The sequence below is a fragment of the Streptomyces sp. NBC_01216 genome, from assembly GCF_035994945.1.
Taxonomy (GTDB): domain Bacteria; phylum Actinomycetota; class Actinomycetes; order Streptomycetales; family Streptomycetaceae; genus Streptomyces.
The window spans coordinates 2,010,329-2,034,371 of record NZ_CP108677.1; the positions used below are offsets into that span (position 1 = coordinate 2,010,329).

24 protein-coding genes, 1 pseudogene and 1 riboswitch are annotated in these 24,043 nt (G+C 70.8%); of the genes and pseudogenes, 4 read left to right on the forward strand and 21 right to left on the reverse strand.

Going from position 1 to position 24,043, the window contains the following annotated elements; all coding sequences use genetic code 11:
- Nucleotides 1-9: 9 nt before the first annotated feature.
- The 9 genes and pseudogenes from OG393_RS08425 to OG393_RS08465 all read right to left on the reverse strand — a co-directional run.
- Nucleotides 10-291, reverse strand: a pseudogene (locus OG393_RS08425) (trimeric intracellular cation channel family protein); the annotation flags it as partial.
- A 160-nt stretch (nucleotides 292-451) separates the two neighbouring features.
- The gene (locus OG393_RS08430) at nucleotides 452-1,585 is read right to left on the reverse strand and encodes an ABC transporter ATP-binding protein (RefSeq protein ID WP_327374003.1); all 1,134 of its coding nucleotides are present in this window, start codon (nucleotides 1,583-1,585) and stop codon (nucleotides 452-454) included.
- Nucleotides 1,582-2,583: an ABC transporter ATP-binding protein gene (locus OG393_RS08435; protein WP_327374004.1), complete on the reverse strand. Its 1,002-nt coding sequence runs from the start codon at nucleotides 2,581-2,583 to the stop codon at nucleotides 1,582-1,584. The genes OG393_RS08430 and OG393_RS08435 overlap by 4 nt, the downstream gene beginning before the upstream one ends.
- Nucleotides 2,584-2,589: 6 nt before the next feature.
- A complete protein-coding gene (locus OG393_RS08440; protein ID WP_327374005.1) occupies nucleotides 2,590-3,543 on the reverse strand; it encodes an ABC transporter permease in 954 nt (317 codons plus the stop codon).
- A gap of 1 nt (nucleotide 3,544) precedes the next feature.
- The gene (locus OG393_RS08445; RefSeq protein WP_327374006.1) at nucleotides 3,545-4,549 is read right to left on the reverse strand and encodes an ABC transporter permease; all 1,005 of its coding nucleotides are present in this window, start codon (nucleotides 4,547-4,549) and stop codon (nucleotides 3,545-3,547) included.
- A gap of 87 nt (nucleotides 4,550-4,636) precedes the next feature.
- Nucleotides 4,637-6,307 (reverse strand): ABC transporter substrate-binding protein, encoded by a 1,671-nt coding sequence (locus tag OG393_RS08450; protein ID WP_327374007.1) that lies wholly within the window; start codon nucleotides 6,305-6,307, stop codon nucleotides 4,637-4,639.
- Between the two features lie 260 nt (nucleotides 6,308-6,567).
- The gene (locus OG393_RS08455) at nucleotides 6,568-7,356 is read right to left on the reverse strand and encodes an enhanced serine sensitivity protein SseB C-terminal domain-containing protein (RefSeq protein ID WP_327374008.1); all 789 of its coding nucleotides are present in this window, start codon (nucleotides 7,354-7,356) and stop codon (nucleotides 6,568-6,570) included.
- Nucleotides 7,357-7,410: 54 nt separating this feature from the next.
- Nucleotides 7,411-8,151: an enhanced serine sensitivity protein SseB gene (locus tag OG393_RS08460; RefSeq protein ID WP_327374009.1), complete on the reverse strand. Its 741-nt coding sequence runs from the start codon at nucleotides 8,149-8,151 to the stop codon at nucleotides 7,411-7,413.
- 201 nt (nucleotides 8,152-8,352) lie between these two features.
- Nucleotides 8,353-9,024 carry an AAA family ATPase gene (locus OG393_RS08465; protein WP_327374010.1) on the reverse strand — a complete coding sequence of 224 codons (672 nt, stop codon included), beginning with the start codon at nucleotides 9,022-9,024 and terminating at the stop codon, nucleotides 8,353-8,355.
- 143 nt (nucleotides 9,025-9,167) lie between these two features.
- A riboswitch (glycine riboswitch) is annotated at nucleotides 9,168-9,279 on the forward strand.
- Between the two features lie 171 nt (nucleotides 9,280-9,450).
- On the opposite strand from OG393_RS08465, the gene gcvT reads away from it, so the two are divergent.
- The 4 genes from gcvT (at nucleotide 9,451) to OG393_RS08485 (ending at nucleotide 13,891) form a co-directional block, all read left to right on the forward strand.
- Nucleotides 9,451-10,587: a glycine cleavage system aminomethyltransferase GcvT gene (gene gcvT, locus OG393_RS08470; RefSeq protein ID WP_327374011.1), complete on the forward strand. Its 1,137-nt coding sequence runs from the start codon at nucleotides 9,451-9,453 to the stop codon at nucleotides 10,585-10,587.
- A gap of 100 nt (nucleotides 10,588-10,687) precedes the next feature.
- Complete coding sequence (gene gcvH, locus OG393_RS08475; protein WP_327374012.1) at nucleotides 10,688-11,068, forward strand: glycine cleavage system protein GcvH; 381 nt, start codon at nucleotides 10,688-10,690, stop codon at nucleotides 11,066-11,068.
- Nucleotides 11,069-11,088: 20 nt separating this feature from the next.
- On the forward strand, nucleotides 11,089-12,348 hold the full coding sequence (gene glyA / locus OG393_RS08480) for a serine hydroxymethyltransferase (protein ID WP_327374013.1): 1,260 nt from the start codon (nucleotides 11,089-11,091) through the stop codon (nucleotides 12,346-12,348).
- A gap of 157 nt (nucleotides 12,349-12,505) precedes the next feature.
- Nucleotides 12,506-13,891, forward strand: a complete 1,386-nt coding sequence (locus OG393_RS08485) for an L-serine ammonia-lyase (protein ID WP_327374014.1) — start codon at nucleotides 12,506-12,508, stop codon at nucleotides 13,889-13,891.
- 446 nt (nucleotides 13,892-14,337) lie between these two features.
- Here OG393_RS08485 and OG393_RS08490 read toward each other — a convergent pair whose 3' ends face one another.
- The 12 genes from OG393_RS08490 to OG393_RS08545 all read right to left on the reverse strand — a co-directional run bounded on the left by OG393_RS08490 (nucleotide 14,338) and on the right by OG393_RS08545 (nucleotide 23,935).
- Nucleotides 14,338-14,751, reverse strand: coding sequence for an RNHCP domain-containing protein (locus OG393_RS08490; RefSeq protein WP_327374015.1), 414 nt, complete (start codon nucleotides 14,749-14,751; stop codon nucleotides 14,338-14,340).
- On the reverse strand, nucleotides 14,751-15,131 hold the full coding sequence (locus OG393_RS08495) for an RNHCP domain-containing protein (RefSeq protein ID WP_327374016.1): 381 nt from the start codon (nucleotides 15,129-15,131) through the stop codon (nucleotides 14,751-14,753). The genes OG393_RS08490 and OG393_RS08495 overlap by 1 nt, the downstream gene beginning before the upstream one ends.
- A gap of 290 nt (nucleotides 15,132-15,421) precedes the next feature.
- Nucleotides 15,422-16,333, reverse strand: coding sequence for a CopD family protein (locus OG393_RS08500; RefSeq protein WP_327374017.1), 912 nt, complete (start codon nucleotides 16,331-16,333; stop codon nucleotides 15,422-15,424).
- A 131-nt stretch (nucleotides 16,334-16,464) separates the two neighbouring features.
- The gene (locus tag OG393_RS08505; RefSeq protein WP_327374018.1) at nucleotides 16,465-16,680 is read right to left on the reverse strand and encodes an EF-hand domain-containing protein; all 216 of its coding nucleotides are present in this window, start codon (nucleotides 16,678-16,680) and stop codon (nucleotides 16,465-16,467) included.
- A 105-nt stretch (nucleotides 16,681-16,785) separates the two neighbouring features.
- Nucleotides 16,786-16,977, reverse strand: coding sequence for a hypothetical protein (locus OG393_RS08510; protein ID WP_327374019.1), 192 nt, complete (start codon nucleotides 16,975-16,977; stop codon nucleotides 16,786-16,788).
- Nucleotides 16,974-17,183 (reverse strand): hypothetical protein, encoded by a 210-nt coding sequence (locus OG393_RS08515; protein ID WP_327374020.1) that lies wholly within the window; start codon nucleotides 17,181-17,183, stop codon nucleotides 16,974-16,976. Before OG393_RS08515 ends, OG393_RS08510 begins: the two co-directional genes overlap by 4 nt.
- A gap of 76 nt (nucleotides 17,184-17,259) precedes the next feature.
- Nucleotides 17,260-18,447 (reverse strand): YncE family protein, encoded by a 1,188-nt coding sequence (locus tag OG393_RS08520; protein ID WP_327374021.1) that lies wholly within the window; start codon nucleotides 18,445-18,447, stop codon nucleotides 17,260-17,262.
- Nucleotides 18,447-19,283, reverse strand: coding sequence for a polysaccharide deacetylase family protein (locus tag OG393_RS08525; RefSeq protein ID WP_327374022.1), 837 nt, complete (start codon nucleotides 19,281-19,283; stop codon nucleotides 18,447-18,449). Before OG393_RS08525 ends, OG393_RS08520 begins: the two co-directional genes overlap by 1 nt.
- 390 nt (nucleotides 19,284-19,673) lie before the next feature.
- The gene (locus tag OG393_RS08530; RefSeq protein WP_327378356.1) at nucleotides 19,674-20,189 is read right to left on the reverse strand and encodes an ATP-binding protein; all 516 of its coding nucleotides are present in this window, start codon (nucleotides 20,187-20,189) and stop codon (nucleotides 19,674-19,676) included.
- Nucleotides 20,190-20,380: 191 nt separating this feature from the next.
- On the reverse strand, nucleotides 20,381-21,148 hold the full coding sequence (locus tag OG393_RS08535) for an enoyl-CoA hydratase/isomerase family protein (protein WP_327374023.1): 768 nt from the start codon (nucleotides 21,146-21,148) through the stop codon (nucleotides 20,381-20,383).
- A 108-nt stretch (nucleotides 21,149-21,256) separates the two neighbouring features.
- Complete coding sequence (locus tag OG393_RS08540) at nucleotides 21,257-22,522, reverse strand: L,D-transpeptidase (protein ID WP_327374024.1); 1,266 nt, start codon at nucleotides 22,520-22,522, stop codon at nucleotides 21,257-21,259.
- A 183-nt stretch (nucleotides 22,523-22,705) separates the two neighbouring features.
- Complete coding sequence (locus OG393_RS08545) at nucleotides 22,706-23,935, reverse strand: L,D-transpeptidase (RefSeq protein ID WP_327374025.1); 1,230 nt, start codon at nucleotides 23,933-23,935, stop codon at nucleotides 22,706-22,708.
- Nucleotides 23,936-24,043: the final 108 nt, after the last annotated feature.

The window sequence follows — 24,043 nt, forward strand, 5'->3', positions numbered from 1 at the left end:
CGCACGAAATTACTGAGCGGTAGCTTTTTCGTCGCTCTCGCGAGCGGAGGACCGGCGGTTCCAGGCTCGGGGCGCGCGCCAGTGGTAACGCATCGCGAGCAGGCGCAGCAGGAAGGCCACGATCACGGCCGTGCCGCTGGTGAAGGCGTTGAGGACGTCGAAGCGGATGCAGAGCACGACCATCGTGGCGCCGACCATCGCGGGCACCGCGTAGAGGTCGCGGTCCCAGCGCAGCAGGGAGGGGATCTCGTTGGCGAGCACGTCACGCAGGACGCCTCCGCCGGGCGGTGTCCCGGAGCGCATGGGACCGCTCCCGGCCGGAGACCCCGCGGTCCGGGGCCGGGCCACCCGGACGTGGACAGCCGACGGCCGGTCCTCGCGGTGGCGACCGCCACCGCGAGGACCTTCGCCCCGGTCGGTGCCGCGACCCGGGGGCACCCCCGGCGCGACTCTAGGGCTGCTCGGCGGACTCCGCGGACCCGGCGGGCTCGACCGCGTCCGCGGGCTCGACCGGGTCCGCGGGCTCGACCGGGTCCGCGGGCTCGACCGGGTCCGCGGGCTCACGCGCCTCCGGCACCGCGCCCGCCGGCGTCAGCGTCCCCGCCTCGATCTCGGCGGTGAAGTGGCACGCCACCCGGTGGCCGTCGCCCGTGTCCGTCAGCGCGGGGCGCTCCTCGGAGCAGCGCGGCTGGGCCCACGGGCAGCGGGTGTGGAAGCGGCATCCCGTCGGTGGGGCGGCCGGCGACGGCAGGTCGCCGTGGAGCAGGATGCGCTCGCGCCGGTCCTCGACCTCGGGGTCCGGCACCGGCACCGCCGACATCAGCGCCCGGGTGTACGGGTGCTTCGGCCCCTCGTAGAGCGAGTCGCTCGGCGCCTCCTCCACCAGCGAGCCCAGGTACATGACCCCGATGACGTCCGAGATGTGGCGGACGACGGCCAGGTCGTGGGCGATGACGAGATAGGTCAGGCCCAGCTGCTCCTGGAGTTCCTCCAGGAGGTTGATCACCTGGGCCTGGATCGACACGTCGAGCGCGGAGACGGGCTCGTCGCAGATGATGACGTCCGGCTCCAGGACCAGCGCCCGTGCGATGCCGATGCGCTGCCGCTGTCCGCCGGAGAACTCGTGCGGGTAGCGGGACAGGGCGTTCGCCGGCAGGCCGACCCGGGTGAGGATCTGCTTGATCGTCTCCCGGCGTTCGTCCTGGTTGGCGCCGATGCCGTGGGCAGCCATCCCCTCGCTGAGGATCGACTCGATGTTCTGTCGCGGGTTCAGGCTGCCCAGGGGGTCCTGGAACACCATCTGGAGGCGGCGGCGGAAGCGGCGCATCTCCTCTTCGGGCAGCTTCGCCAGGTCGGTCCCGTCGAAGACCACCTCACCGTCGGTGATGTCGACGAGCCGCAGCACGGCCCGGCCGAGCGTCGTCTTGCCGCAGCCCGACTCGCCGACCAGGCCGTAGGTCTGACCGGCCTCGACGCTGAGCGAGACACCGTCGACGGCGTACACGTGCCCGACGGTGCGGTTGACGAGAACGCCCTTCTTGACGGGGAAGTGGACCTTCACACCGTCGAGTTCGAGCAGGCTCATGCCGAGACCTCCGACTTGTCCGACGCGGGAAGGACCGGGTTGACGCAACGCACGTGGTGGCCCTGGGCGCGTGGTTCGGTCAGCTCGGGTGTGCCGGTGAGGCACTCCATGGTGTAGAGGTCGCAGCGGGGCGCGAAGGCACAGCCGTCGGCCCAGGCGATCTTGTCGTTGATGGATCCCCGGATGGGGCGGAGCGGCTCGCCGCGGGGCGCGTCGAGTCGGGGGATGGAGCCGAGCAGCCCGTGCGCGTACGGGTGGGTGGGATGCGCGAACAGTTCGCGGCGGGCCGCCGACTCGACCGCGCGGCCCGCGTACAGCACGTTGACCTCGTCGCACAGCCCGGCGACGACCCCCAGGTCGTGGGTGATCATCAGCAGGGCGGTCCCCTCCTGGTCGACGAGCTCCTTGAGCAGCTCCAGGATCTGCGCCTGGATCGTCACGTCCAGCGCGGTGGTCGGCTCGTCCGCGATGAGCAGCCGGGGCGCGCAGGCCACCGCCATGGCGATGAGCGCACGCTGGCGCATCCCGCCGGACAGCTGGTGCGGGTACTCCTTGAGGCGACGGTCGGGGTCGGGGATGCCGACCCGGTCGAGCAGGTGGGCGGCCTCCTTGCGGGCGGCCTCGCCCTTCATGCCGCGGTGCCGCTTGAGGATCTCGGTGACCTGGATGCCGATCGGGATGACCGGGTTCAGCGAGGACAGCGGGTCCTGGAAGATCATCGCGAGACGGCTGCCTCGCATGTCCCGCATCTTCTTCTCGCTCAGGGACAGCAGGTCGACACCGTCGAAGTCGGCGCGACCGCCGATGGTGACGCCCTTGCGCGGGAGCAGGCCCATCAAGGCGAGCGAGGTCACGGACTTGCCGCAGCCCGACTCGCCCACCAGGCCGACGACCTGGCCCTGGTCGATGTCGAAGGAGACCCCGTCGACCGCGGTGGAAGGCTTGCGGCCGCGTCCGCCGAAGGTGACGGAGAGTTCGTCAACTGAAAGCAGTGCCATGGGACTTCAGCCTCGCAGCTTCGGGTCGAGAGCTTCGCGCATGGCCTCGCCGAGAAGGGTGAAGCCGAGAGCGGTGATGACGATCCCGACCGCCGGATAGACGGCCATCATCGGCTCGTTGTCGAAGAACCGCTGCGCCTGGGAGAGCATCACGCCCCACTCCGGGATCGCCGGGTCCGGGTTGCCGAGGCCGAGGTAGGACAGGGCGGCGGCCTCGATGATCGCGGTGGCGAGGCTGAGGGTCGCCTGCACGATGACCGGGCTCAGCGAGTTGGGCAGGATCTGGGTGACGACGATCCGCTTCCTGCGAATGCCGAGCGCCTTCGCCGCGAGCACGTAGTCCGTGCCCCCCTGGGAGAGCATCGAGCCGCGCAGGAGCCTGGCGAAGATCGGGATCTGCACGACACCGACGGCGATCATCACCGTGGTGAGGGACTGGCCCATCACCGCCGCGATGGAGACCGCGAGGAGCAGCGACGGCAACGACAGCATGATGTCGATGAAGCGCATGATGACGGTGTCGACCCGCTGGCCCGACCTGCCGCCGAGGGTGGCGGCGGCGCCGGAGAGCATGCCGATCAGGGCGCCGACGATCAGGCCGATGAGCATCGACACGACGCCGACGAGCAGGGTCTGGCGGGCGCCGACGAGCATCCGGGAGAAGAGGTCACGGCCGAGGTGGTCGAGACCGAACCAGTTCTCGCCGCGCATGCCGACGAACTTGCCCTGGTTGGCGAAGACCTCGCCACGCCAGTCCTGCGCGGTGGGCGAGTAGGGCGCGACCCAGGGGCCGATGATCGCCACGACGACGAACAGGCCGATGACGATGGCGCCGAGGACGGCCATCTTGTTCGCCTTGAGACGCCGGAACGCCTCGCGCCACAGGCTCGCTCCGACGGTGGCCTCGTTCTGCTGGGTGAGCTCTGCGAGGCGGTCGATCTTGTCTGTCTTGGTGCTCACGTCAGTGCACCCGCACTCTCGGGTCAATAAGGCTGTACGCCAGGTCGACCAGCAGGTTGATGAGGACGTACACGACGGCGATGAACATGATGAAGCCCACGAGCACCGGATAGTCGCGGGCGTCGATGGAGGTGCGGATGAAGGAGCCGATTCCGCCGAAGGAGAAGACGGATTCGGTGAGGACCGCACCGGAGAGGAGGCTGCCGGTCAGCAGACCGATCGCGGTGACGACGGGGAGTAGCGCGTTGCGCAGCACGTGGCGCACGCGGATGACGTTCTTCTCCAGGCCCTTGGAGTCGGCGGTCCGGATGTAGTCCTCGCCCAGCACTTCGAGCACGCTGGCGCGGGTCATCCGGACGATGACCGCGAGCGGGATGGAGGCGAGGGTGACGGCCGGCAGGATCAGGTGCATGAACGCGTCCCAGGAGGCGTCGAACTCACCGGTGAGGATGCCGTCGAGGATGGCGAGGCCGGTGACGTGGGTCGCGTCGAGACCGGTCGAGAGCCGTCCGTAGCTGGGGAAGATGCCGAGCTGGACGGCGAAGACACCCTTGAGGATCAGGGCGAGGAAGAACACCGGGATACAGATGCCGACGAGTGAGCCGGAGACGGAGGCGACGTCGAGCCAGCCGCCCCGCCGCTTGGCCGCGAGGTAGCCGAGCGGGATACCGAGGACGACGGCGATGATCATCGCGGCGACGCTGAGTTCCACGGTGGCCGGGAAGCGCAGGGCGAACTCGTCCCACACCGGCTGCCCGGTCTGGGTGGAGGTGCCGAGGTCCAGCTCGAAGATGCGCTTGAGGAAGCGGCCGTACTGCACCCAGACGGGCTGGTCGAGTCCCAGTGTCCGGTTGATGCGTGCCACTTCGGCTTCGGTCGCCCGCTCGCCCAGGATCGCTGAGGCGGGTCCGCCGGGCAGCCGGTTCAGCCACAGGAAGAGGAGAACCGACAGGCCGAGCAGGGTGGGTATGAGCTGTAGCAGTCTTCGTACGACGAGTCGCAGCACCCCGCGTGCCCCTTTCTTACGTGTGCGTGTGAAGCGGGTCCGCCCGGCCACTCAGTGGTGGCCGGGCGGACCCCGAGTGTGATGCGCTTACTTGAAGGAGACCTCGGCGAAGTTCTCCTGCGTCAGCGGGGAGACCTTGGGCGGGTTGACGTTCTTGGCGAACGCGATGGCCGGCGGCGAGGAGGAGATCGGGAGACCCGGCAGGTACTCCATGATCGTCTCGTTGGCCTTCTTGTACGCCTCGACGCGCTGCGTCGGGTCGGCGATCTTCGAGGCGCTGTTCACAGCGTCGAAGACCTTGGCGTCGTCGAAGCCCCACTGCTTCTCCGGCTTGGCGAACCAGGTACCGATGAAGTTGAAGCCGTCGTTGAAGTCACCGGTCCAGCCCAGCATGTGCAGGTCGCACGAGCCGGCCTCGGTGGCGTCCAGGTAGTCCGGGGCCCACTTCATGGGCTTCGGGGTGACGGTGATGCCGGCCTTCTCGAGGTCGGCCTTCATCAGCTCGAACATGTCCTGCGGGGCGGGCATGTAGGGGCGGGTGACCTCGGTCGGGTAGCAGAACTCGACCTTGAGGGCGGACTCGTCGGCGCTCTTCAGCAGCTCCTTGGACTTCGCGGTGTCGAAGGCGTACGTCTTCACCTTGTCCGAGTAGCCGGCGACCGTGTGAGGCATGAACTGCGTGGCCACCTTGCCGCCTTCGGGCAGCTGGGTCTTCACGATGTTCTCGCGGTCGATGGCGTGCGCGATGGCCTGGCGGACGGCGGGCTTCTTCAGCGCCGCGTTCTTGCCCTGGCTCATGCCCACGTAGAAGAGGTTGAAGACGTCGCGGGTCGGGACCTCGTAGCCCTCCTTCTCGAGGGTCTTCACGTCCGCGGGCGACACCAGGTCGTAGCCGTCGATGTCACCGGCCTGGAGCGCCTGACGACGGCCTTCCTCGGTGTCGATCGTACGGAAGACCAGGTTCTTGACCTTGGCCTTCTCGCCCCAGTAGCCGTCGAAGCGCTCGAGGGTGACTTCCTTGTTGCCCTTGTTCCACTTCACGATCTTGTACGGGCCGGTGCCGGCGACCGTGCCGGCCTCCTGGCTGTACTTCGGGTACGTGATGGCGTCGCCCTTGGCGGAGGCGTCCTGCTTCTCGTACTCCTTGAGCGCCTTCGGCGAGTGGATCGCCAGGGCCTGGAGGGAGAAGCCGCCGGGGAGCTGCGCGGAGGGCTCGTTGACCTCGATGACGGCGGTCTTGTCGTCCTTCGCGGTGCAGGACTTGTAGTTCGCCTTCGGCGCCTCGGGGTCCTCGTTGTTCGCGAAGCCGCCCATGATGGACTGCCAGTAGTACGAGACCGCGCTGGACTGGTAGGTGCCCTTCCAGTTGAACCAGTGGTCGTAGTTCGCGCAGACGGCCGCGGCGTTGAACGCCTCGCCGTCGTGGAACGTGACGCCCTGGCGCAGGTTGAAGGTCCACACCGTGCCGGCCGGGTTGCTCGACCAGGTCTCGGCGAGGCCGCCGACGAGCTTGCTGCCGCCGGACTCGTGCTCGAGGAGCGCCTCGAATGCCTGCCGGGTCACCCGGAAGGTCTCACCGTCGCTGGCGAGAGCGGGGTCGAGTGAACCGGGGTCACCGGCACCGGCGAACACGAACGTGTCCTTGGCGCCACCCTTGTCACCGTCCTTGCCGCGCTCACTGGAGCATCCGGTGGCGATCAGGCCGACGGCGACAGCCGCCGTCATGGCCCGTACGGCTCTGGACTTGAATATTCGCATGGGTCCACCCCAGGGTTCCGCCGTGTGGAGAGGTCTTGACCGGCCGAACACTACCCACGGGCAACCAGCAGGAGAACAGTCCGGATAACGGTGATACCTAGTCGAGACCCGGACACTCGCCAAACCGGTCAGATCCAGGACAACTGCACGGCGGTCGTTAACGCCCCTGACATCCCGGCGAGTTCGAAGCGCCTTCCGGGGCCCCTCCGACGACCTCGCCGTCCGGTGGTTCCGGCGGTTCCTGCGGTGGAACGACCGGGTCAGTACGCGCGGGGAGCGGGCGGCGGGTAACCGTAGCCGGGGGCCTGGGGGGCCGGGGCCGCGTGCGCCTCACGGTCGTAGAAGGGGCGGGCGTTGGACCGCAGCCACATCGTCACGGGGTCGTGCTCGTCGGACATGGCGACGGTCGACACCGGCAGTCCGTCGGGCACGGCGGAGACCGATTCCCGCATCATGGCCCGCACCGTCTCCACCGAGGTCGCGGAGGAGTCGTAGAGGTCGAGGCCGATGGCGAGGTAGGGAGAGCCCAGCGCGGGCTGGACCCAGGCGCGGCGCAGCGACCGGACCGGCGGGGTGCGGTGCGCGTTCTGGGTCAGCAGGGCGTAGAACTGCGGGATCTCCAGGGCTGGTTCGGACAGCCGCAGGGGTCCGGCGGGCATCCGGTCGAGACCGGTGGCGATGCGCCGGAGGTCGGCCCAGGGGATGCCGACGCCGCCGCCGGGGTCGTGCGGGTTCAGCCAGATGCCCCAGCGGTCGGGGTAGAGCGCGCGGGCGATGTCCCGTCCTGTGACGACCTCGTGGGCCCGGTTCCATCCGGAGACGGCCAGCTCCTGCGCGGAGGTGACGCAGGGCGCGTACCCGAGGCCGTCGATCTCCATCTTCCCGTACTGGGCGTCCGGCGAGCCGGACCGGCCGTGCCAGAGCAGCATCCAGACGTTGCCGTCGGCAAGGGCGTGGAGCAGCCGTTCGTACGCGTCGTAGCGTCCGGGTGTCACCTGGCGCAGCATGTACTCGACCTGTCCGGCCGCAGCGGTGCCTGACGCGCTCACCGTGGGTCCCGCCCCTCTTTCGTCCACCGAAAACCGCTTCCTTGACTGCTTTCCCTACGCGGGGACCCGCTGGTAGAAGGGACGCACCCGCTCCAGCATCCAGTCCCCGACCGGGTCCTGCGCGAGGTCCAGCAGGATGAGATTGACCGGCCAGGCCACCTCGACCCGGCCCAGTGCGCGGCCGAGCGCGTCCAGGGGCGCGTTGCGGTCGACGCCCTCCTGGGCGACGAGCTGGACGCCGACGAAGAGGGCCGGTTCGGTGCCCTCGACGCTGGCCAGGGCACGGCGGGCGGTGACGACGACTCCGGTGGCCTCGAACTCGGCGGCGGCGACGGAGAGGAAGTCGACCGGGTCGTCCTGCCAGTCGGGTTCGAAGAGCCGGACCCGGCCGCCGGTCGCGGGCCCGTCCAGCACGGTACGGCCGACCCGGCACAATTCGGCCACGGCCGGCGCGGGCAGCGGAGCGCCGACGGTGCCGCCGGGGTTCACGGCGATGCCGAGCTGCGGGGGCAGGCCGCGGGCGAAGTCCCGGGCGGGGGCGACCGTGAAGGACATGTGGCTGCCGACGCAGGCGAGGAACTGCTGCTCGGAACTGAACACGGGGACGTACGGGAAACCGTCGATCTCCATGGTGGGCAGGTCGAGCTCGGTGCTGTCGGGGCCGCCGCCGTTGGGCAGCGGCACCCAGACGGAACTCCGTCCGAGTACCTCGACGAGCCGGCCCCCGGCCGCGGGGTTGCCCAGCGAGGCGGCCAGCACCTCTTCGAGCTCGTTGCCCGGCCACGTAACGTCCACGGTTCTCGGTTCCCCTTCTCGCACGCTGTCGTCACGCGCCCTCGGGGCAGAACCCTAACGCTGCCCTGGCGCCACCGTGGCCAGATACGCACGGAGTATGCCGGTCCGTGACGTCCGGCACGGCCGTCCGCTCGGCCCTGCAACCCCCACTGGGCCCCCCGTCGACCGCCTTCCGCCTCCTCGTGCGCGGCGCCTCGGTGGTCAGCCGGCGTCACGGAAGTCGATCCTGCGCAGGGCGCCGGCCGCGTCACGGTCGAGGAGGGTCGCCGAGGCGCAGCCCCGGGGCAGGCGGCCGGACTCCACGGCACGCAGCAGGCGGCCGATGGCGCGGCGGTGCCGGGCGAAGGCGTAGCCGGAGACCCCGCGGCCCCGCTCGCGCTGTCCCTCGCGGGCCGCCTCGGGGGTGACGTCGAGCATCACCAGGTGCAGGGCGCGGCCCCGCCGGCGCGCCTCCCGGGCGAGCCAGGCCCGCACCCAGGTCTGGGTACCGCAGTCGTGGACGATGACGCTGCGGCCGGAGCGCAGGTCGCGACGGAGCCCGGCGTAGTGGGCGATCCGTACCAGCGGCCGGTAGACGGCGTAGGGCAGGAGCCGCGGGACGCGGGCCTCCCAGCGTTCCCGGGCGTTCTGCGAGTCGACGCCCCGGCCCTCTGCCGCGCGTGCCATCAGGGTCGACTTGCCGCTGCCGGGCAGCCCGGATACCACCACCACGTCGCCGGTGGTGAAGGTCAGGACCCGGGGCCCGCGACCCTCGCGTTCGCGGAGGTCACGCAGCAGGGGCACGGCCGCGGTGGCCTTGCGGGTCCTGGCCCTGGCCCGGCCGCCCGGCAGTCCCGCCTCGGCCGCGTAGGCACCGGTCCGCTGGAACGTCATCGCTTCTCCCCCCGTCGGGCCCCTGCGAAGGGCCTCGCCTCAAGAAGTGTAAAGAGACGGTAATGCGGCACAAGCGATTTGCCGATCAGATCCCGCGTGCAATGATGTGCGCGCCAAGCGCACACAACCTCATACCGGCCGCTCGAATCCGCGCGGGAGAGTCCTGGACAGGCTGTAGCACTGCTGTAGCAGTCCGGGCGCCGAAGGAGCAAGACCCTCCCTTGAATCTCTCAGGCCCCGTACCGCGTGGATGAGGCAGATCTGAAAAGCGAACCGCCCCGGCAGCCCCGGTGCGGTTCCACCCAAGGTGCAAACCGGGGATGCCCTCGGTGAACCTCTCAGGTTCCATGACAGATGGGGAGGATCGTCCTCATCCGTCATGCACGTCGTGCCCTGCACGCCCTCCTGGGACTTGGGAGCCACCCCATGAGCAACACCCCCCGCCTGACCGCCCTCGATGCCGTGCATCGTTCGCTGGGCGCGACCATGACCGACTTCGCCGGCTGGGACATGCCGCTGCGCTACGCCAGCGAGCGCGACGAGCACAACGCCGTCCGCACCAGGGCCGGCCTCTTCGACCTCTCCCACATGGGCGAGATCACGGTGACCGGCCCGCAGGCCGTCGAGCTGCTCGACCACGCGCTGGTCGGCAACATCTCGACCGTGGGTCCCGGCCGTGCCCGCTACACGATGATCTGCCGGGAGGACGGCGGCATCCTCGACGACCTGATCGTGTACCGGCTGCAGGAGCGGGAGGCACCGGCCGAGTACCTGGTCGTCGCCAACGCCTCCAACGCCCAGACCGTCCTCGACGCCCTCACGGAGCGCGCGGCCGGCTTCGACGCCGAGGTGCGCGACGACCGTGACGCGTACGCCCTGATCGCCGTCCAGGGCCCGGAGTCCCCCGGCATCCTGAAGTCGCTCACCGACGCCGACCTGGACGGTCTGAAGTACTACGCCGGCCTGCCCGGCACGGTCGCCGGGGTCCCCGCCCTGATCGCCCGGACGGGCTACACCGGCGAGGACGGCTTCGAGCTGTTCCTGAAGCCCGAGCACGCCGAGGGCGTGTGGAAGGCGCTGACCGAGGCGGGCGCCCCGGTCGGCCTGATCCCGTGCGGGCTGTCCTGCCGTGACACGCTGCGTCTGGAGGCGGGCATGCCGCTGTACGGGCACGAGCTGACCACCGCGCTCACCCCCTTCGACGCCGGTCTCGGCCGAGTCGTGAAGTTCGAGAAGACGACGAACGGCGGTGCCTTCGTCGGTCGCGAGGCGCTGGAGGCCGCCGCCGAGCGCGCCGCCGGCAGCCCGCCGCGCAAGCTGGTCGGCCTGATCGCCGAGGGCCGCCGGGTCCCGCGGGCGGGCATGCCGGTCGTCGCCGACGGCGTGGTCGTCGGCGAGGTCACCTCGGGGGCCCCGTCCCCGACCCTCGGAAAGCCGATCGCCATGGCCTACGTGGACGCGGCGCACGCCGAGGCCGGCACCCAGGGTGTAGGTGTGGACATCCGCGGCACCCACGAGCCGTACGAGGTCGTCGCCCTGCCGTTCTACAAGCGCCGGAAGTGACGTTTCCCCGGGCCGTCGGCGCCCGGGTCCGTCTCGGCTCGCGTCTCACGTGGCAAGACCCACGTTCATCAGCACTCCCCCGATCCAGGAGAATCAGGTCATGAGCAACCCCCAGCAGCTGCGTTACACCAAGGAGCACGAGTGGCTGTCGGACGTCGAGGACGGCGTCGCGACGGTCGGCATCACGGAGTTCGCCGCCAACGCGCTCGGTGACGTCGTCTACGCCCAGCTTCCCGAGGTCGGCGACACGGTCACCGCGGGCGAGACCTGCGGCGAGCTGGAGTCGACGAAGTCGGTCAGCGATCTGTACTCCCCGGTCACCGGCGAGGTCGTCGCCGCCAACCAGGACGTCGTGGACGACCCGTCCCTGGTGAACACCGCACCGTTCGAGGGTGGCTGGCTGTTCAAGGTACGCGTCGCCGAGGAGCCGAAGGACCTGCTCTCCGCCGCCGAGTACGCCGAGTTCTCCGCCGGGAACTGAGACCCCTTAGGGATCGATTCATGTCGCTTCTGAACACCCCTCTCCACGAGCTGGACCCCGACGTCGCCGCCGCTGTCGACGCCGAGCTCCACCGCCAGCAGTCCACCCTCGAGATGATCGCCTCGGAGAACTTCGCTCCGGTCGCGGTCATGGAGGCCCAGGGCTCCGTCCTCACCAACAAGTACGCCGAGGGCTACCCGGGCCGCCGCTACTACGGCGGCTGCGAGCACGTCGACGTGGCCGAGCAGATCGCGATCGACCGGATCAAGGACCTGTTCGGCGCCGAGTACGCCAACGTGCAGCCGCACTCCGGCGCCTCCGCCAATCAGGCCGCGCTGTTCGCGATCGCCAAGCCCGGCGACACGATCCTCGGCCTGGACCTGGCGCACGGCGGCCACCTCACCCACGGCATGCGCCTGAACTTCTCCGGCAAGCAGTTCGAGGTGGTCGCCTACCACGTCGACGAGGCAGGTCTGGTCGACATGGCCGAGGTCGAGCGCCTCGCCAAGGAGCACCGCCCCAAGGTGATCATCGCGGGCTGGTCCGCCTACCCGCGTCAGCTGGACTTCGCCGAGTTCCGCCGGATCGCGGACGAGGTCGAGGCGTACCTGTGGGTCGACATGGCCCACTTCGCCGGCCTGGTCGCGGCGGGTCTGCACCCGAACCCGGTCGAGTACGCGGACGTGGTGACCTCCACCACGCACAAGACGCTCGGCGGCCCGCGCGGCGGCATCATCCTGGCGAAGAAGGAGTTCGCGAAGAAGCTGAACTCCTCGGTCTTCCCCGGCTTCCAGGGCGGTCCGCTGGAGCACGTGATCGCGGCCAAGGCCGTCTCGTTCAAGATCGCGGCCTCGGAGGAGTTCAAGGAGCGCCAGCAGCGCACGCTGGACGGCGCCCGCATCCTCGCCGAGCGCCTGGTCCAGGACGACGTCACCCGGCACGGTGTCTCCGTGCTGTCCGGCGGCACGGACGTGCACCTGGTCCTGGTGGACCTGCGGGACTCCGAGCTCGACGGCCAGCAGGCCGAGGACCGTCTCCACGAGGTCGGCATCACGGTCAACCGGAACGCGGTCCCGAACGACCCGCGTCCGCCGATGGTCACCTCGGGTCTGCGCATCGGCACGCCGGCGCTCGCGACCCGCGGCTTCGGCACCGAGGACTTCGCCGAGGTCGCCGACATCATCGCCGAGACCCTGAAGCCGGGCTTCGACGCTCCGGCCCTCAAGGCACGGGTGACCGCTCTGGCAGACAAGCACCCGCTGTACCCCGGCCTGAAGTAGTTTCGTACCTTTCCGTTCGTACGAACATGCGGGGCACCGCGCACACTGGACTGTGAGCGCGGTGCCCCGACCCGTGTCCCACCCGCTCGTGATCTTCCTGCTCCGTTCTGCACCACCCCGGCAGACAACGGCGTCTACCACCCACAAGGAGTCCCCCGTGGCCATCTCGGTCTTCGACCTGTTCTCGATCGGCATCGGGCCGTCCAGCTCCCACACGGTGGGCCCGATGCGCGCGGCCCGCATGTTCGCGCGGCGGCTGAAGAACGAGGGCCTGCTCGCCCACACCGCCGCGATACGCGCCGAGCTCTTCGGCTCGCTGGGCGCGACCGGTCACGGCCACGGCACCCCGAAGGCGGTCCTGCTGGGCCTGGAGGGCGACTCGCCGCGCACCGTCGACGTCGAGACGGCGGACGAGCAGGTCGAGCGGATCAGGTCGACCGGCCGGATCAGCCTCCTCGGGGCCCACGAGATCCCCTTCGACTTCGACGCGGACCTGATCCTGCACCGGCGCAAGACGCTCCCGTACCACGCCAACGGGATGACGATCTCCGCGTACGACACCGAGGGCGCGCCCGTCCTGGAGAAGACCTACTACTCGGTCGGCGGCGGCTTCGTGGTGGACGAGGACGCCGTCCAGGGCGAGAACCCGATCGTCCCCGACGACACCGTGCTGAAGTACCCCTTCCGCACCGGCGACGAACTGCTGCGCCTGGCGAAGGAGACCGGCCTGTCGATCTCCGCGCTCATGCTGGAGAACGAGAAGGCGTGGCGCACGGAGGACGAGATCCGCGCGGGCCTCCTGGAGATCTGGGGGGTCATGCAGTCCTGCGTCTCGCGCGGCATGTCCCGCGAGGGCATCCTGCCCGGCGGCCTGAAGGTCCGGCGCCGCGCCGCGCACACGGCGCGCAAGCTCCGCTCCGAGGGCGACCCGGCGGCACTGGCGATGGAGTGGATCACGCTCTACGCGATGGCGGTGAACGAGGAGAACGCGGCCGGGGGCCGGGTGGTGACCGCCCCGACGAACGGCGCGGCCGGCATCATCCCCGCGGTGCTCCACTACTACATCAACTTCGCGGCCGGCGGTGCCTCGCAGCAGGAGAAGGAGGACGACGTCGTCCGCTTCCTGCTGGCGGCGGGCGCGGTCGGCATGCTCTTCAAGGAGAACGCCTCGATCTCCGGCGCCGAGGTCGGCTGCCAGGGCGAGGTGGGGTCGGCCTGCTCGATGGCGGCCGGCGCGCTGGCCGAGGTGCTCGGCGGCTCCCCGGAGCAGGTGGAGAACGCGGCCGAGATCGGCATGGAGCACAACCTCGGTCTGACCTGCGACCCGGTCGGCGGTCTGGTCCAGATCCCGTGCATCGAACGCAACGGGATGGCCGCGGTCAAGGCCGTGACGGCGGCCCGGATGGCACTGCGCGGCGACGGGAACCACCTGGTCTCGCTGGACAAGGTCATCAAGACCATGCGGGAGACCGGCGCGGACATGTCCGTGAAGTACAAGGAGACGGCCCGCGGCGGTCTCGCCGTGAACATCATCGAGTGCTGAGGCTGTAGGCCCACCCACCGACCAGGACACCGTCGACAGCGTCTATCCTCCCTCCACCGGCTGACGGCCGCACCGGCGCAGCGATCCGCTCGGCGGAAGTGACGCCGGTCTTCCGAGCCGCCGGCGGGCGGCGGGAACTCCGGTTCCCGCCGCCCGCCGGCTACTGTCGCAGCCCCTCACCAGCCGATCGCCGTCCCGGGGGCCACCGTCCGCACGTCTGCGCCCCTGGCCCGCAGCGCGCCCCGCACCGCCGCCTGGAGCAGAGTGGTCGTCAGGCCCTCGCTGACGAGAAGCCCCGCCGACGCCGGACAGCGCGGCTGAAAGCAGTCGTCACGAAGGCCGGATTCCACTCACTCGGAAGTGATGCGCGGCCTCCCCGAGGCCCCTTGCACGGCCGCGCCGGGTCCCCGGCCGGGCTCCGGGACCGGCCGGGAACCACCCGGGTTCTACCGGGTGCGCAGGGCGTCGCGGACCGGGGCACCCGGGTCCGTCAGCGGGCGGACCGCGAGACGGATCAGGGCGAGCGGGTTGTCGTCACCCGCGATGCGGTTGGCGCTCAGCTCGCCGCAGGACAGACAGTGGTGGATGATCATCCATTCCCCGTCGGCCCGGACGGCCACGCTCAGTGCCGTCATCCGCCCCCGGCACGTCGCCGCCCGGTCGCCGGGTACGTTCCGGTCGACATGGAGGCTGGCGAGGCAGTGCGGGCAGTGGTTGCGGTGGGCCGTGCCGGGTGCGGCCAGCGGGACGTCCAGCCGGCAGCCGGCGCAGCGGAAGGCGTCGCCCGTCTCGCCGCCCCGGCCGTGCAGGACGTCCTTGCGCCGCTGAGGCCGGCGTACGGGGGCCTTGCGGCGCGCCATCACAGCTCCCCGAGGACTTCGAGGGGGAACGGCGGCTCGGCCAGCGGCCGGACGGCCAACCGCATCAGGACGAGCCGGTTGTCGTCCGCGCGGACCGGGCTGGAGGTCAGCTCGTCGCACCGCGCACAGCGGTGGACGACCGCCCAGTCCCCGGTCCGGAGGACGGCGATGGAGATCGGGGCCATCCGTGACCGGCAGCCGGACGGGCCGCCCTCCACATGGTCCTGGACGTGCCGGGAGTGGAGGCAGCTCGGGCAGTGGTCGCGCGGGACGCGGTCCGGTCCCAGGAAGGCGACGTCCAGACCGCAGCGCACGCAGGTGAACGTGGAGGTGGAGCGGGAGACGGAGCTCCGCGGGAGGTTGCTGGAAGGGGTCGACACTCGGAATGACTCCTGGCTGAGGCGTGAAGCGTGGACAGCAGGAGGAGGCCGAGCGGTTCCTCGGGGACGAGGGTCAGCGGCGAGGAGCGCTCGGCTCGGTCCGGGTCATGAAACACCCTCTCCGGGCCGGTGGCCCCTGATCGGTACGGCTGTGGTCGGGTCACCGCGACGCTACCGGCCGGGGCCGGCGGGAGTCCACCGGATTTCCCCGACGACGCGGGAACGACACCACGGGCCGCCCGCCACGCGCCGGGGCGTGAACGCCCGGTCAGAGGCCACCCGACAGGCTCTCAGGCGGGGTGCAGCCAGTGGGGATCCGGCACGACCGTGAGGACCGCGGATACCAGCATGATCACGGCGAGCACCCCGAGCTCGGTCCGCGCGGGCGCCTGCGCGTCGCCACCCCGCAGCATCCGGCGCCGCGCCGCGAGCGCGAGCAGGCTCGCCACGCCCACCAGCCCCAGTTTGGCCAGCAGCACCCTGCCGTACGCCGTGCTGAGAACGACGTCCAGCGGGAGGCGGCGGAGCGTCGAACAGGTGCCGGTGGCCATCAGCGCGGCGTAGAGCCAGGCCGCCATCCGGGCGTAGCGGACGAGGACTTCGCGCCCGCCGCCGCGCAGCCGCATGGTGCGCAGGACGTACAGCAGGGTGCCGAGCCAGAGGGAGGCCGCGGTCAGGTGCACCACGGTGAGCGCGACACCGATCGCCGGGCTGTTCGGCTCGGGATGCGCGCGCAGCGCCTCCGCGGTGATCGCCGCGGCCAGCGGGACGAGAGCGAGGACGGGCCGCCGGCTCGCGGCGCAGAGGGCCGACAGGGCGAGGGCGTTGGCGGTGACGAGCAGCAGCCCGCCCTCGCGTGTGCCGTACACGGTGGCGAGGCCCAGGCCGCTGACGGTGGCGAAGAGGACCAGCAGTCCGGCGGAGGCGGCGGCGCCGAGGAGGGCTGCGGGAACGGACCGGCCCCGGGGCAGCGGGCCGTCGCCGGCCAGGCGGGCACCGGCGATCTCGCCGATCTGGACCGCGAGCGCGGTGAGGACGAGGACCCGCAGCAGGGTGGTGGTGCCGGCCGCCGGTATGCGGAGCTCACCGGTGCCGGTCTCGGCCAGTCCCGCGCCGAGTACGGCGAGGGTGATCACGGCGAGCGCGGCGAGTGTCGCCGCGGTCAGGCGGGTCGGGGTGACCAGGGGTGCGGGAGGCGTCACCGGTCGATCGTCACCGAGGGCCGGACGGGCGGCAACTCACGTACGTACGCACGTGGAGCCCCGCCCGTCCTCCCCCGCGGCCCGGACCTGCCGGGTGGCCCCTGAACGGGCGAACGTCACCCGCCAGGCGGTCAGGCCTTGTTGATGTGCGTCCAGAACTCGTCCCAGGACAGCATGCCGTCGCCGTTCAGGTCGCGCTGGTTGATGAGGGCCTCGGCGACCGTCTCGGTGACGTTGAAGTCACCCAGCTGCGCCATGACGCTCTTGTACTCCGCGGCGGTGATGAGACCGTCCCCGTCCACGTCGAACCGCTCGAAAGCCCTGCGTGCCGCCTCGATGTCCGCCACTGTTTCCGCCCCTTCTCGGTGCTGATCTGACGGGCTCAGATTATCCGGCCGCCGGGGGGCGGGGGACCGAGCCCCGGTGCGGGGCGCCGGGGCCGGGCCGGGTGTTCAGGGCCGCTTGATCAGGACGACGGCGTTGCCCACCTCGCGGCGGGTGTGGGTGTCGTCCGCCCACGGGTCCATCGGCCGGTTGTCCAGGGCGCCGTCCCGGACGGACTGCGCGTCCCCGCCGCCGCCGCGGGCGATCGCCTCGGTCGCCCCGAGCCACTTCACGACCTCGGCCGACTGCCGCAGGGTCACCCCGACGCTGTGGCGGCGGCGCGCCCGTCGATGGTGACGAGCGGCAGTTCGCCGGCGGGGGTCACTCCGGCCAGGGTGCGGGCGTGGCGTTCCGCGAGGGATCCCGACGGCTGGCCGCGTTCGTCGCCGGTGAGCTGGGCGGGATCGCAGGGGTTCGGCGAGCGGAGGTCACGGCGGACCCCGGACGGATGGTCCGGGGTCCGCATGCGCCGGGGTGCTCGGGTCGGTGCGGCTCGGAGCCCGTCGGGTGATCTCCGGCCGGCCGGGGCGCCCGGCCGGTGCTCAGCGGAAGATTCCGGTGTGTCCCAGCGAGTAGCGGCCGGGCTGGGGGTAGACGGCGAGGCCGTGGGGGCCGCCGCCGACGGGGACGCGGGCCACCTGCTTGCCGGTCCGGGTGTCGATCGCGTAGACCTCCGAGTCGTAGCGTCCCGACAGCCACAGCACCTTGCCGTCGGCCGAGACGCCTCCCATGTCCGGGGAGCCGCCATCCGGCAGCCACCACTTCTTCGTGAGCCGGTTCTGTCCGAAGTCGAAGACCGAGACGGAGCCTTCGCCGCGGTTGGACACGTACATCTCCTTGGAGTCCCGGGAGACGTAGAGGCCGTGGCAGCCCTTGCCGGTGGGCAGGAGGGTCGGCGTGGTGAACGCGTCGCCGTCCAGGACCCACATGCCGTGGGCCACCATGTCGGCGATGTAGAAGGTGCTGCCGTCCGGCGAGATCTTGACGTCCTGCGGCATGGCGCCGTCGAGGGGCAGTTTCTGCTGGCCGACGACCTCCATCTTCTCGGTGTCGACCTTCAGCAGTTCGCCGGAGAACTCGCAGGAGACGACGAAGTACCGTCCGTCGGCGGAGAAGTCGGCGTGGTTGACGCCGTAGCAGGAGACCGGGACGGTCTTCTTCCGTTCCATCGTGTGGGGGTCGCGGAAGACCAGCTCGCGGTCGAGCGAGGCCATGACGATGGCGTACTTGCCGTTGGGCGTGAAGTAGAGGTTGTAGGGGTCGTGGACCTCGACCGGTTTGCCGGCGGTGCCGGTGGCGGGGTCGATCGGGGTGAGGGTGTGGCCGCGGTTGTTGTTGACCCAGAGGGTCTTCATGTCCCAGGAGGGGACGACGTGCTGCGGCTGGATGCCCACCGGGATCGTCTCGATGACCTTGTACGTCGCCGGGTCGATGACCGAGACGGTGTTGGAGTTGGTGTTGGGTACGTAGACCCGGGAGGGGAAGTCCTTGACCACCGGCGAGAGCTGGTTCGGCCGGTCGGCGGCGTACACGTCGTCGGCGTCGAGGAGCGGTGGCATGCCCGGCAGCCCGGCCGGGACGGGCTTCTTCGGTGCGGCGGGTCGCGCGGCGGGTTCCTTCCTGGCGCCGCTGTTCGGTTCGGCCGCCTTGTCGGCGGTGCCGCAGCCGGCGAGCGCCGTGAGGAGGGCGGCGGCGAGGAGGCTTTTCGATCGCTTGGTGAGAGGCAGCATCAGGTCAGCAGCTCCGTGGTGGTCACCGCGCGCAGGCCGCGGCGGTCGAGGTCGGCGAGGAGGGGCGGCAGCGCGGCGACCGTGTCCGCGTAGCCGAAGTGGAGACTCACCACCGATCCGTTGCGGATCTGCCCGGTGACCTGCGCGACGACGGCCGAGGCACCGGGCGAGGTGAAGTCGAGGGAGTCGACGTCGTACGAGAGGACGTGTGGGTAGCCGGCCCGGCGGGCGGCCCGCTGGACGGCCGGGGTGGCGTGCCGGGTGCGGGAGGGGCGGAACCAGGTGCCGATGGAGCCGGTGAGGCGGCGCAGCCGTTCGGCGCAGGCTCTGATCTCGTCGTAGGCCCGCCGCTCGGTCATGGTGTTGATGTCGAGGTGGCGCTGGGTGTGGTTGCCGAGGTCGTGGCCGCCGTCGAGGACCCGCCGGGCGAGTCCGGGGTTCCGGTCGAGCCAGTCGCCGACGGCGAGGACGGTGATCCGGGCGCCGGTCTTCTCGGCCTCGGTGAGCAGGGCGCGCGCGACGGCGGGGTCGCCCTGTCCGTGGAAGGTGAGCGCGACGCGGGGGCGGTCGCGGGGCCCGCTCTCGATCTCGGCGGGGTGGCCGGGGAAGCGGCGCGGCGCGGGGGCCGCGGCGGCGCTTCGGCGGGGCGGGGCGGCCTCGGACGGCCCGGGGGGTCCCGTGGGTCCGGAGGGCCGGGAGGAGTCGGAGGATCGGGAGGGGTCAGGGGGCCGGGAGGGGGCGGGGCGGGGGTCCGTTCCGCAGGCGGTGGTGAGCGCTCCCGTGAAGGCGACGGCCGCACCCGCCCGCAGCGCACCGCGGCGGTCGGTCAGATACACAGGACCATTTAAGGGCGTTTATGACCGATTTATTACGATTAGGCCGATCGGGGACGTTTGCACGACGTGCAGCGAGAGCTTCAGGAGTGCACCCGCCCATGGAAACGCCCGGTGAACGCCATATCTATTCACCGTTCACAAGGCGAGTGCTTCGTATCACCAACGATTCACTGCCGGAATAGTTCCCTATCGCCCGGTTCGCCATCGTATGGACTTTTGGCGGTATGGCCCCCCGTCTGCCATAGTCGAGGACACGACCTCCTTTGACCCGGGCCAGGTCGATGTCGCCGCCGTGGAACACCCCTCGCGATCCACGGCGCCCCCTGCAGAAGCCCCCAGGCGCCCCACCACGGCGAACAGGGGCTTTTGTGCGTGACGGGGCGCGGAGGGTCAGCGGTCCAGGACACGCATCTCGAACCAGGTGGTCTTGCCACGGGGCTGGAGATCCACGCCCCAGCGGTCCGAGAGCTTGTCGACGAGGAAGAGACCGCGCCCGCTGACGTCCATCTCCTGCACGGGCATCAGGCAGGGCAGTCCGCGCGAGGGATCGCGCACCTCGACCCGGATCCAGCCGCGACGGCGCAGCATGCGTAACCCGAAGACCCGCGCCCCGGTGTGCCGGACCGCGTTGCCGACGAGTTCGGAGACGAGCAGGACGGCGTGTTCGGAGATCTGCGGGGTCAGCGCCCATTGCCGCAGGACGACGCACTGCGTGAGCCGGCGGGCGACGGCAGCCGACTCGGGGCGGGACGGCAGCCGGACATCCTCCTCGGCCGGGTTTCCGTACAACTCAAGCGCTTTGAGAGCCTGTTCGTCCTCGACGGCCGACATCCACCGAGCCGCGGCGGCACCCCCGTGCTGCCGCGGCTGCTCCACACCCTCCAGGCCCGCCATGCCCCCCATCATGGCCGCCGGGGCCGACGCGCGGGGGCCGTTCCCGCGGAATCGCCCCTCCGGCACCGGCGATTCCGGGGACTTCGATCGGCATGTTCCGGAGGATCGTGGGGGCGCACGGGGGCGCTCGACCGGGCCCCGGTACGCGCCCCTCGCCTTCCCCGGACCCGGAGCCTGTCGGGTCGCCTTCGACCGACAGGCTCTCAGACGAACTTCGCCTTGCCCGGCCCTTCCTCGACGAAGCTGCGCATCCCGCGCTCACGGTCCTCGGTCGCGAACAGGCCGGCGAACCAGGTGCGCTCGATCGCGAGGCCGGTGTCGATGTCCGCCTCCAGGCCCTGGTCGATCGACTCCTTGGCGGCGCGCAGCGCGAGCGCCGGTCCCTGGGCGAGCTTCGCGGCCCAGGTGTGCGCCTGCTCGTACACCTCGCCGGCCGGCACGACCCGGTCGACCAGGCCGAGCCGGAGCGCCTCGTCGGCCTTCACCATCCGCCCGGTGAAGACGAGGTCCTTGGCCTTCGAGGGGCCGACCAGGCGGGAGAGGCGCTGGGTGCCGCCCGCGCCCGGGATCAGACCGAGCAGGATCTCGGGCTGGCCGAGCTTGGCGTTGTCGGCGGCGATCCGGTAGTCGGCGCACAGGGCCAGTTCGCAGCCACCGCCCAGGGCGTAGCCGGTGACCGCGGCGACGACCGGTTTGGGGATGCGGGCGACCGCGGTGAAGGAGTCCTGGAGCGCCCGCGACCGCCTGACCATGGCGGCGTGGTCCATGGCCTGCATCTCCTTGATGTCCGCGCCGGCCGCGAACACCTTCTCGCCGCCGTAGAGGACCACGGCCCGCACGTCGTCGCGGTCGGTCGCCTCCTGGGCGAGTTCGCGCAGCCGGTCCTGGGTGGCGATGTCCAGGGCGTTCATCGGAGGGCGGTCGAGGCGGATGACGCCGACACCCTCGGCGACTTCGAGGTTCACAGTCATGAGGGAAGGTTAGTGGGCGTTAACGCCGGGAGACCCGGTGCCGTTGGTCACAGCGCCGGGTCTCCCCGCGTACGGACCGGTCCCGGCCGGCCCCGTCCCCCGGACGGGCTACCTGATCCACTCCGACCAGTCCATGTTCCAGCCGTTGAGACCGTTCTCCGGCTGGATCTGCTTGTCCCTGGAGTTCTTCACGATCACCACGTCGCCGATGATCGAGCGGTCGTAGAACCAGGCCGCGGGCGTGGAGCCGTCACCCGCGCCGCGCGTGTCGCGCAGGCCGACGCAGCCATGGCTGACGTTGGCCGAGCCGAAGGTGCCGGCGGAGGCCCAGTAGTTGCCGTGGACGAAGGTGCCCGAAGTGGACAGCCGCATCGCGTGCGGCACGTCCTTGATGTCGTACTCGCCCCCGAAGCCGACGGTGGCCCCGTTCATCCGGGTGACCTTGTACTTCTCGCTGATGACCATCTGCCCGTTGTAGGTGGTGGTCGACGGGGCGCCCGCGGTGATCGGCAGGGTCTTGATGATCCGGCCGTCCCGCTCGATCTTCATCGTCTTGGCGGAGGCGTCCACGGTGGAGACCTGGCGGCGGCCGATGGTGAAGGAGATCGTCTTCTTCTGCTTGCCGTAGACGCCCGGCCGCCCCTCGACGCCGTCGAGATTGAGCTCGACGGTCACCTTGGTGCCCGAGGCCCAGTACCGCTCCGGGCGGAAGTCGAGGCGGTCGTTGCCGAACCAGTGGCCCTCGATCCGTACCGGCGGCTCCGCCGTCACCTTGATCGCCTTCTCGACGGCCTCGGTGTCGGTGATGCCCCGGGTGAAGTTGACGGAGACCGGCATGCCGACGCCGACGGTCGAACCGTCCTCCGGCGTGTACTGGCCGATGAAGGTGTTCTTCGGTACGAGGGTGCTGAAGGTGGTGTCCTTGGCGGACTCACGGCCCGCGGAGTCCGTCGCGACCGCGTGCACCTTGTACTGGGTGGCGGCGGCCAGGTGGCCGACGGGCTGCCAGTCGGCCCCGTCCGCGGACAGCCTGCCCTCGATCTCGTTGCCCTTGGAGTCGGCGACGGTCACCGTGGTCAGCTTGCCCTGGTCCGCCGTCACCTTCAGAGCACCACTGGTGGCGACGGCGTCCGCGCCGTCCTTCGGCGTGATCGTGACGACGGCCTGCGAGGCCGCGTTGTCCTGCTGCCCGCCGCCCAGCGACGAGGGGTCCTGCCCGTCCTTGCCCGCCCCGGCGGGGTCACCGCCTCCGCAGGCCGTGAGCGCCAGCAGCAACACCCCCACCGCGAGCGCCTGAAGGCGTCCCCCGCGCCGACGCGCCGGCCGCCCCGTGGTTCCGGCCGACGCCCCCGATATCGGCAGCCCCTTGACCATGGTCGTCTCCCCTCGCACGGCCTGGCCACGCCACGCCCGCACCCCCGCGCGGCGATCCGCGCACACGGAGTTAGACAATCACACCGCCGGACACGAAAGATCCTCGTGAATGTCACCGTTCAGTCCCAGTTGTGCCCGGGAGTCGCGCGGACGACGCAGGCCGGCGAGGGGAGTGCGCCGGGCTCAGCGCAGCAGGGAGCCGGCCTTCCACTGCGCCCAGTCCATGTTCCAGCCTCCCAGTCCGTTGTCGGGAGCCACCTTCCGGTCGCGGGAGTTGACCACCTCCACCACGTCGCCGATGAGCGTACGGTCGAAGAACCAGCCCGCCGGCGAGTCGGGGTTGCCGCCCTTGTCGTCCCGCAGCCCCACGCAGCCGTGGCTCACGTTGGCGGAACCGAAGGTGGACTCGTCGGCCCAGTAGTTGCCGTGCAGGAAGGTGCCGGAGTCGGTGAGGCGCATCGCGTGCGGCACGTCCTTGATGTCGTACTCGCCGCCGAAACCGACCGTGCGTCCGTCCATCCGCGTGACGTCGTACAGCTCGGTGACCACCATCTTGCCGTTGTACGTCGTGGTCTTCGGCGCCCCGGCCGTGATCGGCACGGTCGCGAGCACCTCGCCGTCCCGGCGCACCACCATGGTGTGCTCGGCGGCGTCGACCACGGACACCTGGGAGCGGCCGATGGTGAACCCGACGCGCTTGTCCTGGATCCCGTAGACGCCCCGCGCGCCCTCCACGTCCCGCAGGCGCAGGTCGACGGTGACCTCCGTGCCGGGCTTCCAGAACTCGGCGGGCCTGAAGTCGAGGCGTTCCTTGCCGAACCAGTGGCCGGCCACCTCCACCGGCGGGTCGGAGGTGACGCGGATGGCCCGTTCGACGGCCTCCCTGTTCTCGATCGGCCGGTTGAAACCGAAGGACACGATCATTCCGGTGCCGACCGTGGAACGGTTCTCCGGCTTGAAGTAGCCGATGAAGCGCCGCTCGGGGACGACCGTGGTGAACGTGGTGTGCCGGGCGGAGCGCCGGCCGTGCCCGTCGAGCGCGACCACGTCGACGCTGTACTTGGCGGACAGCGCGAGCCGTACGCCGGCGCCGGGCCGCCAGCGCAGCCCGTCCGCGCTGATCTCGCCGGCCACCTCCGCCCGCTGGGCGTCCTCCACCCGCGCCACCGTCACCCGTTCGAGCCGGCCGCTGTCGACGCTCACCTCGATGGGACCGTCGGCGGGCACGGCCCGGCTGCCGTCCCGCGGGCTGACCCGGATGACGTCGCCGGGTGCCCGCGCCTTCCCCGGGAGCGATACGCCGGCACCGCCGCCGTCGTCCTTCTCGGTGCAGCCCACCAGGCCGGCCACCAGTCCCGCCGCCGCCAAGGCGAGCACCGCACCGGCCCTCGCCCGCTTCAGTACGTGTTTCACGCCCGGCCCAACGACGGCCCCCCTCCAGGGGAAACGTCCGCGCGGGTCATGTTGGGAGTGCGGTACTCCGGGCAGAACAGGTGGGAGGACCACGTGCGGGAAGCCGCG